Annotated in this window: 15 protein-coding genes; 13 read left to right on the forward strand and 2 right to left on the reverse strand. The window is 70.0% G+C overall.

What is annotated here, in order from left to right; all coding sequences use genetic code 11:
• Nucleotides 1-180: 180 nt before the first annotated feature.
• Nucleotides 181-1,332, forward strand: coding sequence for a DegT/DnrJ/EryC1/StrS aminotransferase family protein (locus ROTAS13_RS03785; RefSeq protein WP_075821583.1), 1,152 nt, complete (start codon nt 181-183; stop codon nt 1,330-1,332).
• Between the two features lie 258 nt (nt 1,333-1,590).
• Here the strand turns inward: ROTAS13_RS03785 and ROTAS13_RS03790 are convergent, their stop codons facing one another.
• Nucleotides 1,591-2,259, reverse strand: a complete 669-nt coding sequence (locus ROTAS13_RS03790) for a LysE family translocator (protein ID WP_083755392.1) — start codon at nt 2,257-2,259, stop codon at nt 1,591-1,593.
• Nucleotides 2,260-2,716: 457 nt separating this feature from the next.
• Here ROTAS13_RS03790 and ROTAS13_RS03795 point away from each other — a divergent pair, with 457 nt between their 5' ends.
• The 3 genes from ROTAS13_RS03795 (at nt 2,717) to ROTAS13_RS03805 (ending at nt 6,013) form a co-directional block, all read left to right on the forward strand.
• A complete protein-coding gene (locus tag ROTAS13_RS03795; RefSeq protein WP_075821584.1) occupies nt 2,717-2,968 on the forward strand; it encodes a hypothetical protein in 252 nt (83 codons plus the stop codon).
• 61 nt (nt 2,969-3,029) lie between these two features.
• Nucleotides 3,030-4,688: an isocitrate lyase gene (locus ROTAS13_RS03800; RefSeq protein WP_019461102.1), complete on the forward strand. Its 1,659-nt coding sequence runs from the start codon at nt 3,030-3,032 to the stop codon at nt 4,686-4,688.
• A gap of 269 nt (nt 4,689-4,957) precedes the next feature.
• On the forward strand, nt 4,958-6,013 hold the full coding sequence (locus ROTAS13_RS03805) for an NAD(P)-dependent alcohol dehydrogenase (RefSeq protein ID WP_058389834.1): 1,056 nt from the start codon (nt 4,958-4,960) through the stop codon (nt 6,011-6,013).
• 36 nt (nt 6,014-6,049) lie between these two features.
• Here ROTAS13_RS03805 and ROTAS13_RS03810 read toward each other — a convergent pair whose 3' ends face one another.
• Complete coding sequence (locus ROTAS13_RS03810; protein WP_253187628.1) at nt 6,050-6,844, reverse strand: DUF2189 domain-containing protein; 795 nt, start codon at nt 6,842-6,844, stop codon at nt 6,050-6,052.
• Between the two features lie 791 nt (nt 6,845-7,635).
• Here ROTAS13_RS03810 and proV point away from each other — a divergent pair.
• The 9 genes from proV to ROTAS13_RS03855 all read left to right on the forward strand — a co-directional run bounded on the left by proV (nt 7,636) and on the right by ROTAS13_RS03855 (nt 16,004).
• Complete coding sequence (proV, locus tag ROTAS13_RS03815; RefSeq protein ID WP_075821595.1) at nt 7,636-8,856, forward strand: glycine betaine/L-proline ABC transporter ATP-binding protein ProV; 1,221 nt, start codon at nt 7,636-7,638, stop codon at nt 8,854-8,856.
• A gap of 73 nt (nt 8,857-8,929) precedes the next feature.
• Nucleotides 8,930-9,853, forward strand: coding sequence for a proline/glycine betaine ABC transporter permease (locus ROTAS13_RS03820; protein WP_075821585.1), 924 nt, complete (start codon nt 8,930-8,932; stop codon nt 9,851-9,853).
• 35 nt (nt 9,854-9,888) lie between these two features.
• Nucleotides 9,889-10,776, forward strand: a complete 888-nt coding sequence (locus tag ROTAS13_RS03825; RefSeq protein WP_019461097.1) for a glycine betaine ABC transporter substrate-binding protein — start codon at nt 9,889-9,891, stop codon at nt 10,774-10,776.
• A gap of 316 nt (nt 10,777-11,092) precedes the next feature.
• A complete protein-coding gene (locus ROTAS13_RS03830; protein WP_083755394.1) occupies nt 11,093-13,291 on the forward strand; it encodes an anthranilate synthase component I in 2,199 nt (732 codons plus the stop codon).
• Nucleotides 13,292-13,505: 214 nt separating this feature from the next.
• Nucleotides 13,506-14,240, forward strand: coding sequence for a DUF1194 domain-containing protein (locus tag ROTAS13_RS03835; protein WP_252571766.1), 735 nt, complete (start codon nt 13,506-13,508; stop codon nt 14,238-14,240).
• A 262-nt stretch (nt 14,241-14,502) separates the two neighbouring features.
• Entirely contained in the window at nt 14,503-14,709 is a 207-nt protein-coding gene (locus ROTAS13_RS03840; protein ID WP_019461094.1) for a cold-shock protein, read from the forward strand.
• A gap of 124 nt (nt 14,710-14,833) precedes the next feature.
• On the forward strand, nt 14,834-15,064 hold the full coding sequence (locus ROTAS13_RS03845) for a hypothetical protein (RefSeq protein WP_019461093.1): 231 nt from the start codon (nt 14,834-14,836) through the stop codon (nt 15,062-15,064).
• A gap of 48 nt (nt 15,065-15,112) precedes the next feature.
• Nucleotides 15,113-15,313, forward strand: coding sequence for a hypothetical protein (locus tag ROTAS13_RS03850; protein WP_019461092.1), 201 nt, complete (start codon nt 15,113-15,115; stop codon nt 15,311-15,313).
• Nucleotides 15,314-15,326: 13 nt separating this feature from the next.
• Nucleotides 15,327-16,004: a PAQR family membrane homeostasis protein TrhA gene (locus ROTAS13_RS03855; RefSeq protein ID WP_075821597.1), complete on the forward strand. Its 678-nt coding sequence runs from the start codon at nt 15,327-15,329 to the stop codon at nt 16,002-16,004.
• Nucleotides 16,005-16,048: the final 44 nt, after the last annotated feature.

The raw sequence follows: 16,048 nt of genomic DNA on the forward strand, positions 1-16,048 counted from the left end.
CGGACGCCGGGAGCAAGATTGCCGGGCGATACGAAGGGTGACTTGGCCCCCGGGGGCGGCGGGGCCTACATCGTCCCCGCATAGGGCCAGCCCCTGCCGCCCCCGGCGGCACCGGGGCGGGCCCGCACTCCCCGAACGGGGCCGGGCCACCGGGCCGGGTCCCCAGCCAGCTGGAATGCCATGACCGCCGCTTCCGAGTCCTCCCCCCGCCCCATCGCCCTCTTCGACATGAAGGCGCAGCAGGCGCTGATCCGCGGCGAGCTGGACCGCCGCATCGCCTCGGTGCTGGATTCCGGCCGCTTCGTGCAGGGCCCCGAAGTGGACGAGCTGGAGAAGCAGCTCGCCGCCTTCGCCGGCTGCCGGCACGCGGTCGGCGTCTCCTCCGGCACCGACGCCTTGCAGATCGCCATGATGGCCGAGGGCATCGGCCGCGGCGACGCGGTCTTTCTGCCCGCCTTCACCTACACCGCCACCGCCGAGGTGCCGCTGGTGCTCGGCGCCACCCCCGTCTTCGTGGACGTGGACCCGCGGAGCTTCAACATCGACATCGCCGACCTGAAGCGCCGCATCGCCACGGTGAAGGCGGAAGGCAAGCTGCGCCCGCGCGCCGTGGTGGGCGTGGACCTCTTCGGCCTGCCCGCCGACTGGCCGGCCATCGAGGCGATCTGCGCCGAGGAAGGCATGTTCGCCCTCGACGACGCCGCCCAGGCCTTCGGCGCCAGCCTCGACGGCAAGCGCCTGGGCCGCTGGGGCGGGGCGGTGGCGCTCAGCTTCTATCCGACCAAGACGCTGGGCTGCTACGGCGATGGCGGCGCCATCCTGACCGACAGCGACGAGAAGGCCGAGCTGTACCGCTCGCTGCGCACCCATGGCGAGGGCAAGCAGCGCTACGAGGTGCTGCGCACCGGCATGAACGGCCGCCTCGACACGATCCAGGCCGCCATCCTGCTCTGCAAGCTGCCGCTTTTCGAGGAGGAACTCCGCAGCCGCGCCCGTATCGCCGGCTGGTATGCGGAACGCCTGGGCAACCGTGTGCAGACCCAGGCCCAGCGCCCCGGTGCCGGGAGCGCCTGGGGCCTCTATTCCATCACCCTGCCGGAGGCCGCCGACCGCCCCCGCGTCCAGGAGGCCTGCAAGGCCGCCGGGGTGCCCACGGGCATCTACTACCCGCTGCCTCTGCATCACCAGCCGGCCTATCGCGGCCACCACGCCGGCGGCGCCCTGCCGGTCAGCGAGGACCTCTGCACCCGCATCCTCAGCCTGCCGATGCACCCCTATCTCGACGAATCCCAGGCCGACCGCGTCTGCCACGCCATCCTGTCGGCGCTCTGAGGGGATCGGACGCGGCGCTCCGGGAGGCTCTGCCTCCCGGACCCTTTGTTGAAGGAGGGGCCGCTCAGGGGGATAGTATCCCCCCGAGACCCCGCCATGAGCGCTCCGCGAGGAGGGGGGACAGGACACCCGTCGCCATCTGGCGAAACGGCGGAACCATCCCCCTCCTCGCGGAGCGCTCACAGGGTTCCAAGGGACTAACGTCCCTTGGCGGGGTGTCCAGAGGGGCAGAGCCCCTCTGGCCCCGGCCTGATCCTTTCAGAAACCCCGACGCAGGGTGGCGAGGCCGAAGCCGGCCAGGACGAGGCCGGCGAGGCGGTCGATCCAGAGGCGGGCGCGCGGGGTGAGGAGGTGGTGCAGGCGGGTGAGTGCTGCGACCAGCCCGCACCACCAGAGCATCGAGCCGGCGAAGACGCCCAGCACGGTGAGGACGGCCGTGGCCATGTCGAATCCGTTGCGCGGCGCCAGGGCAGTGAAGATCGCCGCGAACATCAGGATCGTGGGCGGGTTGGTGAGCGTCAGCAGGAAGGCGCTCGCCAGCGCGGGCCAGGAGCGCGCCTGCACCGCCCCGGGCGCGGTCTCGGCGGGGCGGCGGCACCAGCTTCGCAGGCCGAGATAGAGCAGGAACAGCCCGGCGGCGAGGTGCAGCGGCTTCTCCTGTGCCAGCAGGAAGCCCGACAAGCCGGAAAGCCCCAACGCCGCCACCAGAGCGTAGCACGCATCGCCCAGCGCGATCCCCGCCCCCGTGGCGAGCCCGGCCTGCCAGCCTTGCCCCAGGCAGCGTCGCATGCAGAGCAGGCTCATCGGCCCGACCGGCGCGGCGACGGCCAGGCCGAAGCCTGCAGCCTTAAGGAAAAGGGCAAGGGGGATGCTCGGTTCCACGCGGAACTCCCGTTCGGCGAAGGCAAAGAAAAAGCCCCGCGACATGATGTCGGCGGGGCCTGCTGAGGGTTGCGGATGTCGGGTCCTTAGGAGGCGGATCGTCTCCGGCCACCGCCCTGTGCCGGGCCGGGGCCCGGACAGGTCACACGCATCCCCTCGGCACAGGCCGTGACCGGCTGTGCTTGCAGCGCTTGTCGCGCAACGGGGAGGAGTCGGCTCAACATTCCGCGAACAGGATGGATGGCGATGGCTGGTGGCGTCAACGCGGATTCCGTGCTGCCCCGCACCATTCCGGAACCGGCCGCAGCCACTCTCCGGCATCCGGCCATACCTCCCGGCCAAGAAGTGCATTTCTTTACAGGGTTTACTCATTGAATAAATCAGCAGTAAATCATGTAACAGCTTTACAAGGCCGGATGTAAATCCGGTGTTCCCTCCGAGGCGAGACGGACGTTCTATGTCCGACGAGAAGTCGTTCTCAGATCAGAGGGAGACCGAAGCCATGTTCATCACCACCAAGACCCAGACCATCCCCGCCGTGACCCAGTCGCGGAACCTGCCGGCCAGCGACGCGGCGTCCGCGCAGCCGCGGGACGAGAACACCTATGACGACGGCCTGGTGCACAACCACGACTGGGCGAACGATCGTCGTGAGGAAGGGCCGGTGGGCCTGCGGCCCGAGCGCCTGGTGGCCGACGCGGCCAGCGTGCGCACGCCCAGCAGCGCCGTGCACGACGACCTCCACTACAGCTGACCCTTCCGGGCCGCGCCACGGCCACCACGGCAGACGCCTTCACGACAGCAGGAACAGAGACATGCCCTTCCCGAACCACGCACCGGATGGACTGAGCGGCGGCTTCCCGGGCCCGCGTGGCGGCGCCTCCGCCTATCGCGACGATGTCGAGCAGATCGGCAAGCTGGTGGAGAGCCGGCACGGCACCTGGGACGCGATCAGCCCTGAATCCGCCGCCCGCATGCGCCTGCAGAACCGCTTCCGCACCGGCCTCGACATCGCGCGCTATACCGCCGGCATCATGCGCGCCGACATGGCGGCCTATGACAGGGACCCGGCGCTCTACACCCAGTCGCTCGGCGCCTGGCACGGCTTCATCGCCCAGCAGCAGATGATCGCGGTGAAGAAGCATTTCGGCGGCACGGAGCGGCGCTACATCTACCTCTCCGGCTGGATGGTGGCGGCGCTGCGCTCGGAATTCGGCCCCCTGCCCGACCAGTCGATGCACGAGAAGACCAGCGTCCCCGCGCTGATCGAGGAGATCTACACCTTCCTGCGCCAAGCGGACTCGCGCGAGGTGAACGACCTGTTCCGCGCCTATGACAAGGCCCAGGCCGCGGGCGACCAGGCGAAGGCGGCGGAGCTGCTGGCCAGGGCGGAAAGCCACCAGACGCATGTGGTGCCGATCATCGCCGATATCGACGCGGGCTTCGGCAATGCCGAGGCGACCTATCTCCTGGCGAAGAAGATGATCGAGGCGGGCGCCTGCGCGCTGCAGATCGAGAACCAGGTTTCCGACGAGAAGCAGTGCGGCCACCAGGACGGCAAGGTGACGGTGCCGCACGAGGACTTCATCCAGAAGATCCGCGCCATCCGCTACGCCTTCCTGGAGCTCGGCGTGCCGGAGGGCATCATCGTCACCCGCACGGACTCGCTCGGCGCCGGCCTGACCAAGCAGATCGCCTATAGCCGCGAGCCGGGCGATCTCGGCGACCAGTACAACGCCTTCCTGGACTGCGAGGAGATCACCGCCGGGCAGGCGAAGGACGGCGACGTGCTGATCCGCCGCGAGGGCAGGCTGCTGCGCCCGAAGCGCCTGCCCAGCAACCTTTATCAGTTCCGCCCTGGCACCGGCGCGGACCGTTGCGTGCTGGACAGCATCACCTCGCTGCAGAACGGCGCCGACCTGCTCTGGATCGAGACCGAGAAGCCGCATGTCGAGCAGATCGCCAGCATGATGGACCGGGTGCGCGAGGTCGTGCCGAACGCCAAGCTGGTGTACAACAACTCGCCTTCCTTCAATTGGACGCTGAGCTTCCGCCAGCAGGTCTATGATGCCTGGAAGGAGGAAGGCCGCGACGTTTCCGCCTATGACCGCGCGAAGCTGATGAGCGTGGACTATGACGGGAGCGATCTGGCGGAGGAGGCGGATGCCCGCATCCGCAGCTTCCAGGCCGATGCCTCGAAGCGCGCCGGCATCTTCCATCACCTGATCACGCTGCCGACCTATCACACGGCCGCGCTGTCCACCGACACGCTGTCGCAGAAGTATTTCGGCGAGCAGGGCATGCTCGGCTACGTGCTGGACGTGCAGCGGCAGGAGATCCGCCGCGGCGTCGCCTGCGTCCGCCACCAGAACATGGCGGGCTCCGATATCGGCGACGAGCACAAGGAGTACTTCGCCGGCGAGGCCGCGCTCAAGGCCAGCGGCGCCCACAACACGATGAACCAGTTCGCCTGAACGGGCGTCTCCTCCACAACGCCAGGGCCGCCCCCGCACCGGGGCGGCCCTTCGCCTGTTCGCCGCCCTTTGGGAGGAAGGCTCCGCCGCCCATCACCTTCCCTTGATCAGCCCGCCTCCCCCTCCCATCCGGGCGCCGGGAGATCTGGCCAAAACCCCTTCCCATCGCCAAGTTCCCCGCACGCGCTCTTTTGCCGCCTTTTCCTCCGCGCCACCCACGAGGGCGGCCGCGATCCTTTCCCCTGCCTTCTTCGTGCGAGGACATCCGCATGTTCACCTGCACCGGCTATGCCGCGGAAGCGGCCACGGCACCGCTCGCCCCCTTCACCTTCGAGCGCCGCGATCCCGGCCCGACGGATGTGCGGATCGACATCCTCTATTGCGGCGTCTGCCACTCCGACCTGCACCAAGCCCGCAACGAGTGGCACAACACCCTTTATCCCTGCGTGCCCGGCCATGAGATCGTCGGCCGCGTCGCGGCGGTCGGCGATGCCGTGACTCGCTTCAAGGTGGGTGACCTCGCCGGCGTCGGCTGCATGGTCGATTCCTGCCGCGAATGCGCGAGCTGCCAGGAAGGGCTGGAGCAGTACTGCGAGCGCGGCTTCGTCGGCACCTATAACGGCGACGACAGGCACGGCGGCGGCCATACCTTCGGCGGCTATTCCCGCGCCGTGGTGGTGGACCAGGCCTTCGTGCTGAAGGTGCCGGAGAAGCTGGACCTCGCCGCGGTGGCGCCGCTGCTCTGCGCCGGCATCACCACCTATTCCCCGCTGCGGCACTGGAAGGTCGGCCCCGGCCAGCGCGTCGGCATCGTCGGCCTGGGCGGACTCGGCCACATGGCGGTGAAGTTCGCACGGGCCTTCGGCGCGCATGTCGTGCTCTTCACCACCTCCGCCAGCAAGGTCGAGGACGCGCTGCGCCTCGGCGCGCACGAGGTGGTGCTGTCACGGGACGAGGCGGCGATGGCCAGGGAGGCCAACAGCTTCGACTTCATCCTCGACGCCGTGGCAGCCCAGCACGACATCAACGCCTATCTCGGCCTGCTGAAGCGCGACGGCACGCTGGTGCAGGTGGGCGCGCCGGAGCAGCCCCTGCCGGTCGCCGTGTTCAGCCTGATCTTCAAGCGCCGCAGCTTCGCCGGCTCGCTGATCGGCGGCATCGCGGAAACGCAGGAGATGCTGGATTTCTGCGGCGAGCACGGCATCACCTCGGACATCGAGATGATCCGCATGGACGAGATCAACACCGCCTATGAGCGCATGATCCGGTCCGACGTGAAGTACCGCTTCGTGATCGACATGGCGACCCTGCCCGAGGCCGCCTGACGGCCGGCCGGGGCGCGGGGCCCCGGCCGCCTCCCCTCATGCCACGAGGCGCCGGTACAGGTGCCAGGTGGCGTGGCCCAGGACGGGCATGACCACGGCCAGCCCGACGAAGCAGGGCAGCGAGCCCAGGACCAGAAGCACCGCCACGGCCAGGCCCCAGCCGAGCATCGGCCCCGGATTGGTGGCCATGGCCCGCATCGAGGCGCGCACCGCCTCCGCCACGCCGACGCCGCGGTCCAGCAGGAGCGGGAAGGACACCGCCGAGATGCTCAGCACCAGCAGGGCGAAGAAGAAGCCCGCGCCGTTGCCGAGCAGGATCATGCTGCGCCCCTCGCGCGTCCGCAGCACGTCGCGCAGGAACTCGCCCATCGAGTCCGGCGGGGCGGCGCCCAGCGTGGCGACATAGATGGCCTTGGCCACGAAGAGCCAGGCGACGAAGATGGCGAAGAGCACCACGCCCAGCGCCGCGATGGAGAAGAGCGAGGGCGAGCGCAGCACGTCGAAGGCGTTCACCCAGGAGGCCGGCTCGCCACGCTCGCGGCGGCGGCTGATCTCATAGAGCCCCAGCGCAGCGACAGGGCCGAGCAGGCTGATGCCCGCCAGCATGGGGAAGAGCAGCGGCAGCAGCTCGTAGCCGAAGGCCGCGCGGGCGGCGACGAAGCCGACCAGTGGGTAGATCACGCCCAGGAAGACCAGCTGGGTCGGTGTTTCCCGGAAATCCCGCCATCCTTCGGACAGCACGGCGCGCAGGTCGTCATAGCCGATGCGGCGGATGACGGGACGCGCGGGCACCCCCATGGTGCCGGCGGCCGCGGACGGATTCCTCACCATTCTCTCTACCCTCCCGAATGCATGGGCCCGGCGGGAACCATGGGAGGGGCACGTGGCCGAGGCGGTCCAGAGAGTGACCGGGCCGGGTCAGGACTCCTGCCAGGGCCCATCGCTGCTTGTGGCGCCGTGCTCCATCGATCGGTCTGCCCGCCACCGGGCCCGTCCTGGAAAGCGGCGGTCCGGCTATCCCTGATCTGGGCGGAAACGAGGCCATTTTCCAGAAGATTCCAGCCGGAGGGCTGGCGAATGGATGGTCATTTCGCGGTGAAGAGTGAACCCGATTCGGCAATCTGCGCGCGCTGTTTCACGAGGTTACAATATCGTGATAGGGTGTCCCAGAACCGGATCAGTCAATCCTTTCCTCCGCGCGGAAGCCAAGCAGGAAAAGCCTTCGCACACCGAGCATATCCCAGGGCGCCACAAGAATAATTCGCCCTGCCGCCGATGGACTCGGCCCCTAACTCCTGGCCATGCGCAGGTAATCATCTTTCCGGATTGCTTCCCACATAGCGCATGTCTGTGCCGTTAGGTGTGGACAATCCAGTTCATCCATTCTACATCGCGATCGAGCTTATTTACGGCAGCGGCACATCATTGTGTCATTTTCGGGGCAGAAGGGTCCGACAAGGAACTTTCCGCCCGTTCTGTGCTCATAGCGGCCGTGCCTGCCGGCGGCCGCTCGCATGGAGGTGAGTGCCATCCCAGGGCGGATGGCCAACTGGGAGAGGCATATGGATACGGCGACGACCGCGACATCCCCCGGGATGTCCGCGACCGGTTCCCCACTGGCGATGACCACCGCAGACACGGCCACCGAGCCGCAGGTGAAGATCGCCCTGCGCGATGTCTACAAGGTCTTCGGCGACCATCCCGACCGCGCCATGGAGATGGTGCGCCAGGGCAAGGGCAAGGACGAGATCCACGCCGAGACCGGCTGCACGCTGGGCGTCAACGGCGCGAACTTCGACATCATGGCCGGCGAGATCTTCGTGATCATGGGCCTTTCCGGCTCCGGCAAGTCCACCCTGCTGCGCCTGCTCAACCGCCTGATCGAGCCGACCTCCGGCGCCATCCTGGTGGAGGGCCAGGACATCACCCGCATGTCGAAGCGCGAGCTGACCGAGCTGCGCCGCCGCGACATGAGCATGGTCTTCCAGTCCTTCGCCCTGCTGCCCAACCGCACGGTGCTCGACAACGCCGCCTTCGGGCTGGAGGTCGCGGGCGTGGCCGAGGCGGAGCGCCATGCCAAGGCCATGGCGGCGCTGGAGGGTGTGGGCCTCGCCGCCTATGCCCAGAGCCGCCCCGACCAGCTTTCGGGCGGCATGAAGCAGCGCGTCGGCCTCGCCCGCGCGCTGGCGAGCGAGCCGACCGTGCTGCTGATGGACGAGGCCTTCTCGGCCCTCGACCCGCTGATCCGCACGGAGATGCAGGACGAGCTTCTGCGCCTGCAGTCCGAGCACAGCCGCACCATCATCTTCGTCAGCCACGACCTCGACGAGGCCATGCGCATCGGCGACCGCATCGCCATCATGCAGCACGGCAACGTGGTGCAGGTCGGCACGCCGGACGAGATCGTGACCAACCCGGCCAACGACTATGTCCGCTCCTTCTTCCGCAACGTGGACGTGTCGCAGGTCTTCCGCGCCGGCGACGTGGCGCGCGACGCGCAGGTCGTGCTGATCGAGCGCAAGGGCCTCGCCGTTCCGGCGGCGCTGGAGCGCATGCGCCGGCACGACCGCGACGTCGCCATCGTGGTGGGGCGCGACCGCCGTTACCACGGCATGGTCAGCGCGGAATCCCTCGCCCGCGCCGCCCGCAGCGGCGAGGCGGACCCCTATCATCGCGCCTTCCTGTCCGAGATCGAGCCGATCGACGCCGACCAGACGCTGTCCGACGTGCTCGGCCGCGTCGCGCAGAGCCCCTGGCCCGTGCCCGTGATCGACGCGCAGCGGCGCTACATCGGCTCCATCAGCAAGTCCGCCCTGCTGATGACCCTGGACCGCGCCGCCTGAGGCGAGGCCTCCGCGGCGCCCTACCGCGGACCTTCCCGCGCCCCCTCGGGCCCACAGCACCGGAACCCGTTCCATGAACATGCATCTCGGCATCGGCGAAGCCGCCGACACCGTCGTCAACTACATCCTCGACCACTTCATGCCTTTCCTCGACGGCATCGCCATGGTGATCGGCTTCGTCACCGGCACCATCAAGGCGGCCCTGACCGGCGTCCCGCCGCTGGCCGCCGTGGCGGTGATCGTGCTCCTCGCCCTCTGGCGCGTGGGCTGGAAGTTCGCCCTCTTCGCCGTGGCAGCCCTTTTCGTGGTCCTCGGCATGGATCTCTGGGAGCGCACGATGGAGACCCTCTCCCTCGTCCTCTCCGCCACCGTCATCGCCATCGTGGTCGGCGTGCCGCTCGGCATCGCCATGGCGCGCAGCGAGGCCGTGGCCCTGGTGGTCCGCCCCGTGCTCGACCTGATGCAGACCATGCCGGCCTTCGTCTACCTGATCCCGGCCGCCATGTTCTTCGGCCTCGGCGCCGTGCCCGGCACGATCGCCACGGTGATCTTCGCCATGCCGCCGGTCGTGCGCCTGACCAATCTGGGCCTGCGCCAGGTGAACAGCGAGTTCATCGAGGCGGGCCTCGCCTTCGGCTGCACGCCGGGCCAGCTGCTGATGAAGGTGCAGCTCCCGAACGCGCTGCCCTCCATCATGGCCGGCATCAACCAGACGATCATGCTGTCGCTGTCGATGGTGGTGATCGCCTCGATGATCGGCGCGGGCGGGTTGGGCAACACCGTGCTCACCGGCATCCAGCGCCTCGATGTCGGCACCGGCTTCGAGGGCGGCCTCGCCGTCGTGATCCTGGCCGTGCTGCTCGACCGCATCACCCAGAGCTTCGGCCAGAAGCGCCCCGCCCTGGTCCCCGGCCTGCGCGCTCTCTTCGCGCGCAAGACCCAGGGCGAGGATGAGGCGAAGCAGGGCGGCACCGCCGCCCGCCTGGCCAGCCACTGACCGCCACACACGAACCGCAGAAAGGAAGACGCCCCATGCTGAACCGGCGCAACCTCCTCACCCTCACCGCCGCCGCGGGCGGCACGCTGCTCACCGGCACCCTCGCCCGCCCGGCCCTGGCGCAGGCGCGGCAGAAGGTCACCCTCGGCTACGCCCCCTGGGCCGATGCGGAATTCGTCACCAAGCTGGCGGCGAAGCTGATGCAGGACCGCCTGAACGTCGAGGCGGTGCTGATGCAGAGCGATATCGCCCCGCTCTACCAGGGCATCACCCGCGGCGACGTGGACGCCATGCTGCAACTCTGGCTGCCCGAGACCCATGCCGACTACTGGAAGCGCATCGAGGGCAAGGTGGACCGCCTCGGCGTGCTCTACACCGATGCCAGGCTGGGCTGGGTGGTCCCCGACTATGTCCCCAAGGAGGAGCTGAACTCCTTCGCCGACCTCAAGAGCGGCGAGGTGCGGGAGAAGCTCGGCGGCATCGTCCAGGGCATCGAGCCCGGCGCCGGCCTCACCCGCGTGTCGCGGGAGGCGCTGAAGACCTACGGCCTCGACGACATGTACCGGCTGCAGGAATCCAGCGAGGCGGCGATGATCTCGATGATCGAGCGCTCCATGCGCCGCAAGAAGTGGGTGGTGGCGACGGCCTGGAGCCCGCACTGGATGTTCGGCAAGTACGACCTCCGCTACCTCGCCGATCCGGAGAAGGCCATGGGTGGCGTGGAAAGCGTCTATGCCATCGCCCGCAAGGGGCTGAAGGAGCAGAGCCCCGGCGTCACCAGCCTGCTCACCCGCATGAACCTGCCGCTGGACGAGCTGCAGAAGGCCATGCTGGACGCGCAGGAGACCAGCTACGACAAGGCGGTGGCGAACTACATCGCCGGCCACAAGGACCGCGTGGAGTCCTGGCTGAAGACGGCCTGACCGGGCACGGGCACCCCCGGGGGAGGTGGCGCCTTTCCCCGGGGGGCCTTCCGCCTTCGGGCCCGCGGCGCCCCGTCCACGGCCGGTCGCGGCCGCCCCATCCGCCTGGAACACCCCTTGCACCGCCCCGCACCACGGGCTACCTAATCCGCCATGATCACGCGCGAACCCTCCAGCCGCTGGTGGTGGCCCCTGTAGAACAGGCGGCCCGCGCGTTCCCACGTTTCAAGGCCGCCTCGGAGATCCGGGCGGCCTTTCTCATATCCCCTGCCAGCCTTCCCGGACCCCGAGGCCGCCCAGCCACCCCGGAGTCGAGATGCAGGCGTCCACGATGTCCCAGACAAGCTACCGCACCGAAGGCGGGTTGACCGTCCGGCGGGAAACCCTCGCCGCCGATGCCGCGACGCTGATGCCGGACCTGGCGAAGCGCCTCGACCGCCAGCGCGGCGTGCTGCTCTCCTCCTCCTTCGAGTTCCCCGGCCGCTACACGCGCCTGGACATGGGCTTCGCCGACCCGCCGGTGATGCTCACCGCCCGGGGGCGGGAGGTCACCGTCACGGCGCTCAACGCGCGTGGCGAGACCCTGCTGCGCGCCATCGCCCCCGCCCTGCGCGGCATGGCGGAGGCCGGGGAGGCGGAGGCCTCCGCGACCCGCCTTTTCCTCCGCCTGCGCGAGCCGGAAGGCCGCTTCCCGGAGGAGCAGCGCTCCCGCCAGCCCTCCGTCTTCTCCGTGCTGCGCCGCCTGGGCGAGCTGTTCCGCGCGCGCGAGGACGAGCATCTCGGCCTCTACGGCGCCTTCGGCTACGACCTGGTCTTCCAGTTCGAGCCGATGAAGCTCCGCCTGCCCCGCGCCGCGGACCAGCGCGACCTCGTCCTCTTCCTGCCGGACGAGGTGCTGGTGGTGGACCACATGCGTGGCACCGCCGAGCGCCACCGCTACGAGTTCACCGTGGAAGGCGCCGCCACCGAGGGCCTGCCGCGCGAGACGCCCGCCGACCCCTGCCGTCCCGGCACGGAGAAGGACGGCGAGATCCGCAGCGACTACGGCCCCGGCGAATATGCCGCGATGGTCGAGCGCGCGCGCGAGGCCTTCGCCCGCGGCGACCTGTTCGAGGTGGTCCTCGGCCAGACCTTCGCCACCCCCTGCGCCGATGCGCCGAGCGAGCTCTTCGACCGGCTGCGCCGCGTGAACCCCGCCCCCTATGGCGCGCTGATGAATCTCGGCGAGGGCGAGTTCCTGGTCGCCGCCAGCCCCGAGATGTTCGTGCGCGTCGAGGGCAGGCGCATCGAGACCTGCCCGATCAGCGGCACGATCAGGCGCGGCCGCGACGCGCTGGAGGATGCCGAGAACATCCGCACCCTGCTCAATTCCCGCAAGGAGGAGAGCGAGCTGACCATGTGCACCGACGTGGACCGCAACGACAAGTCGCGTGTCTGCGTGCCCGGCAGCGTCAAGGTCATCGGCCGCCGCCAGATCGAGATGTATTCCCGCCTGATCCATACGGTGGACCATGTGGAGGGCGAGCTGCTGCCGGAGATGGACGCGCTGGACGGCTTCCTGTCCCATGCCTGGGCCGTCACCGTCACCGGCGCGCCCAAGACCTGGGCGATCCGTCATGTCGAGAACGAGGAGCGTTCCGCCCGCCGCTGGTATGGCGGCGCCATCGGGCGCATCACCTTCGACGGCAACATGAACACCGGCCTGACGCTGCGCACCATCCGCCTGAAGGACGGCGTGGCCGAGGTGCGGGCCGGCGCCACGCTGCTGCACGACAGCGACCCGGCGGCCGAGGAGGCCGAGTGCCACCTCAAGGCCAGCGCCATGTTCGCCGCCATCAAGGGCGCCGCCCCCGCCGCCCCGCCGCAGCGCCCGGCCCCGGCCGAGCTGCTGGGCCACAGCCCGCGCGTGCTGCTGGTCGATCACGAGGACAGCTTCGTGCACACCCTGGCCAGCTATTTCCGCGCCGCCGGGGCCGAGGTCACGACGATGCGCCCCGAACTGGCGCGGGAACGGCTGCGCGAGGGTGCCGACGGCATCGACCTCGTGGTGCTGTCCCCCGGCCCGGGCCGCCCGTCGGATTTCGCGATGACCGAGACGCTGGACCTGCTGGTGGAACGCAGGCTGCCCGCCTTCGGCGTCTGCCTCGGCTTGCAGGGTATCGTCGAGCATTTCGGCGGCGCGCTGGACGTTCTGGAGCGGCCCATGCATGGCAAGCCCTCGCTGATCCACCGCAAGGACAGCCGCTTCCTCCAGGACCTGCCGGAGGAGTTCGCCGTGGGACGATACCACTCGCTGCACGCGCGCCGGCTGGTGCTGCCGGAGGAGATCGCCGTTACCGCCGAGACCGAGGATGGCGTCGTCATGGCCGTGGAGCACAGGCGCCTGCCCATCGCGGCGGTGCAGTTCCACCCGGAATCGCTGATGACGGACCCGAACCGCATCGGCATGCCGCTGGTCGCCGCCATGCTCACGCGCCTGACCCGCGCCAATGCGGAGCCGGCCACGGCGGGTTGATCCGGCGCTGCCCCGTCCCGGGCGGGGCTCCGCCTCCCGCGGCGCGATCCGGCCTGCAACAAGCGCCAAGGAAGGGGAGGTCCAGGACCCCCAGGGTCCTGGCGGATGGGGGTTCGGGGGAAGGCAGGGCCTTCCTCCGAGGCCGCCGCCACCCCGGTTGACATCCCCCGCCCGCCTCCAAACCTCTCTCCGGACCCATCCGGAGGCGCGCGGCATGACGGACCACCCTTCACCCCCTCGCCCCGGTGCCGCCCGCCCCGGTGCCGCCCGCCCTGGCTGGCGCCGCCGCGACGCCCTTCTTCTCCCCGCAGCCCTTGCCGCCGCGACGCCCGCGCGGGCCGAGGGACGGGTGATCGACCTGCTGCTGGTCCTGGCCATCGACGCATCCGGCAGCATCGATGCCGACGAGTTCCGCCTGCAGCGCGAGGGCTGCGCCCAGGCCATCACCCATCCCGATGTGCTGGCCGCGATCGGTTCCGGACCGCTCGGCGCCATCGGCATCGCCCTGGTGGAATGGGGCGCCCCGGGCGGCGCGGCCACGGTGGTGGGCTGGCACCGCATCGACGGCGCCGCCGCCGCCCAGGCCATGGCGGGCGCCGTGATGGCCGCGCCGCGGTCGCCGCAATCCTGGAACGCCATCGGCGACGCGGTGGAGCATTCCACCGGCCTGCTGGCCGCCGCGCCCTGGCGGGCCGACGAGAAGGTGATCGACGTTTCCGGCGATGCCCCCGACATGCGCAGCCTGCGCCCCCTCGAGGAAGCACGGCAGGCGGCCGAGGCCCGGGGCATCATGATCAACGCCCTGGCCATCGAGGGCGACCACCCCGGCCTGCGCCAGACCTATGAAGCCACCGTCATCGCCGGACCTGGCGCCTTCGTCATGGCCGCGGAATCCCGCGCCGACTTCGCCCGCGCGCTGCGCGCCAAGCTGGTCCGGGAGATCGCCTGAGCCCGCGGCCCGCACGGCGTCCGTGAGGGCATGGCCTCACCTCTCCCCCTTTGGACGCATGGCGGCACCGGCAGCCTCGCGCCCCCTCGCGCCCCCTCGTCACTTGCAAATCCCGTTCCGGGCGCCCATGTTCCTCCGGTCAGTCTCGTCGTGCCGGCCTGTTCTCCTTGCTCCTCCGAGCGTCGAGCTCGGTGTCCGTTCCCCTCGATGCCGATCCGGTGCGCATGTCGCGCCCCGGCCTTTCGGAAACGGAACACCCATCATGGCCTCAGGCACCGTCAAGTGGTTCAACAGCACCAAGGGCTTCGGCTTCATCCAGCCGGATGACGGCTCGAAGGACGTTTTCCTTCATGTCTCCGACGTGCAGCGCGCCGGCCTCCAGGAGCCCCGCGAGGGCGACAAGCTCGAGTACGAGCTCGTGCAGGGCCGCGAAGGCCGCGTCTCCGCCGGCAACATCCGCGCGGCGTGACGTGTCGGGGAGGGGTCTCCCCTCCCCGCGACCGGCGGGCATGGCCCGTCCGGATACCGGACCGGCCCCTGCGGGGACCGTCCGGACATCCTGCGGCAGGCTCCACAGCCCGGAAGGAAAGCCCATGGCCAACCACCGTTTCCAGATCGGCGACGAGGTCGAGCTGGTTCCCCATCTCTTCAATCCGCACGAGGCACGAGGCCGCTACACCATCACCCGCCTCCTGCCGAATGATTCGCCGGACCGCGAGTACCGCGTCCGCCAGGGCCAGGACGGCCAGGAACGTGTCGTGCGCGAGAGCGAGATGCGCCTGAGCCCGACCAGCGTCCTCGGCCGGAACACCATGCCCGCCTGACGGTTCCGCTTCGCCTTTCCCCTCTTCCTCCCTTCCAGGTGCAGTCCCGTGTCCCAGCAGACCAAGCCGAAGCCCAAACCCGCCGCGGAGCCGGCCGCCCCGCCTGAGGGCCTGGAGGACACCATCGCCTATCTGGCCAAGCGCCACCGCGTTTCCCCGGCCATCGTGCGTGAGATCGCCCGCCGCTCCGGCCAGACCGAGCGCAGCGCCCTGGAACGTGAGATCGAGCGCGGCAAGTCCCGCCGCTGATCCGCGGCGGTTGATGCATCCGGCGCGGGACGCCCTGGCCGGGGCGTCCCCCGCGCTGTCCTTTTCCAGACGCGAACGCATCGCGGATGGCGGCGTCCATCTCCTGGGCCTCGCCGCCGTCCTGGCCGGTGGCATCCACCTGCTGGGCGCCGCCATCGCGCGCCCCGGCTGGCTCGCCCTCGCCGCCGTCACCCCCTATCTGCTGGGCCTGGGCGCGAGCTTCGCCTGTTCGGCCGCCTACAACATGGCGCCGCCCGGCCGGCTCCGGCAGCGCCTCCGCCGCTTCGACCATGCCGCCATCCACCTGCTGATCGCCGGCACCTACACGCCCGTCATGGCCCTCTCCCTCGGCGGCGGATGGAGCATCGCCCTCCTCGCCATGGTCTGGACCGGCGCCGCCGGCGGCGTGGCCCTGAAGCTCCTGGCTCCGGGGCGCCACGAGGGCCTGGGCCTCGCCCTCTATCTCATCCTCGGCTGGGTGGGCCTGATCGCGCTCCCACCGCTCATCCGCGCGCTCTCGGCCTGGCAGCTCGGCGCGCTGGGCCTCGGGGCGCTGCTCTACACGGGCGGCGTGGCCTTCCACCTCGCGCACCGCCTGCCCTTCCACAACGCGCTCTGGCACGCCATGGTCCTGGCGGCGGCGGCCAGCCACTACCTTCTCGTGCTGTCGCTGGTCGTGGCGGGACCGTAGCGCCCCGCCCGCGAAATCCGCCGCACCGGCAGGGCCGGGGCATC

Origin of the sequence: Roseomonas sp. TAS13, assembly GCF_001950415.1 — a bacterium.
Taxonomy (GTDB): Bacteria; Pseudomonadota; Alphaproteobacteria; order Acetobacterales; family Acetobacteraceae; genus Roseomonas; species Roseomonas mucosa.

Excerpts from the sequence above, each read along its gene's own strand:
- ROTAS13_RS03785 (WP_075821583.1), top strand. The coding sequence starts at position 181 with ATGACCGCCGCTTCCGAGTCCTCCCCCCGCCCCATCGCCCTCTTCGAC.
- ROTAS13_RS03790 (WP_083755392.1), bottom strand. The coding sequence starts at position 2,259 with ATGTCGCGGGGCTTTTTCTTTGCCTTCGCCGAACGGGAGTTCCGCGTG.
- ROTAS13_RS03795 (WP_075821584.1), top strand. The coding sequence starts at position 2,717 with ATGTTCATCACCACCAAGACCCAGACCATCCCCGCCGTGACCCAGTCG.
- ROTAS13_RS03800 (WP_019461102.1), top strand. The coding sequence starts at position 3,030 with ATGCCCTTCCCGAACCACGCACCGGATGGACTGAGCGGCGGCTTCCCG.
- ROTAS13_RS03805 (WP_058389834.1), top strand. The coding sequence starts at position 4,958 with ATGTTCACCTGCACCGGCTATGCCGCGGAAGCGGCCACGGCACCGCTC.
- ROTAS13_RS03810 (WP_253187628.1), bottom strand. The coding sequence starts at position 6,844 with ATGGTGAGGAATCCGTCCGCGGCCGCCGGCACCATGGGGGTGCCCGCG.
- proV (WP_075821595.1), top strand. The coding sequence starts at position 7,636 with ATGACCACCGCAGACACGGCCACCGAGCCGCAGGTGAAGATCGCCCTG.
- ROTAS13_RS03820 (WP_075821585.1), top strand. The coding sequence starts at position 8,930 with ATGAACATGCATCTCGGCATCGGCGAAGCCGCCGACACCGTCGTCAAC.
- ROTAS13_RS03825 (WP_019461097.1), top strand. The coding sequence starts at position 9,889 with ATGCTGAACCGGCGCAACCTCCTCACCCTCACCGCCGCCGCGGGCGGC.
- ROTAS13_RS03830 (WP_083755394.1), top strand. The coding sequence starts at position 11,093 with ATGCAGGCGTCCACGATGTCCCAGACAAGCTACCGCACCGAAGGCGGG.
- ROTAS13_RS03835 (WP_252571766.1), top strand. The coding sequence starts at position 13,506 with ATGACGGACCACCCTTCACCCCCTCGCCCCGGTGCCGCCCGCCCCGGT.
- ROTAS13_RS03840 (WP_019461094.1), top strand. The coding sequence starts at position 14,503 with ATGGCCTCAGGCACCGTCAAGTGGTTCAACAGCACCAAGGGCTTCGGC.
- ROTAS13_RS03845 (WP_019461093.1), top strand. The coding sequence starts at position 14,834 with ATGGCCAACCACCGTTTCCAGATCGGCGACGAGGTCGAGCTGGTTCCC.
- ROTAS13_RS03855 (WP_075821597.1), top strand. The coding sequence starts at position 15,327 with ATGCATCCGGCGCGGGACGCCCTGGCCGGGGCGTCCCCCGCGCTGTCC.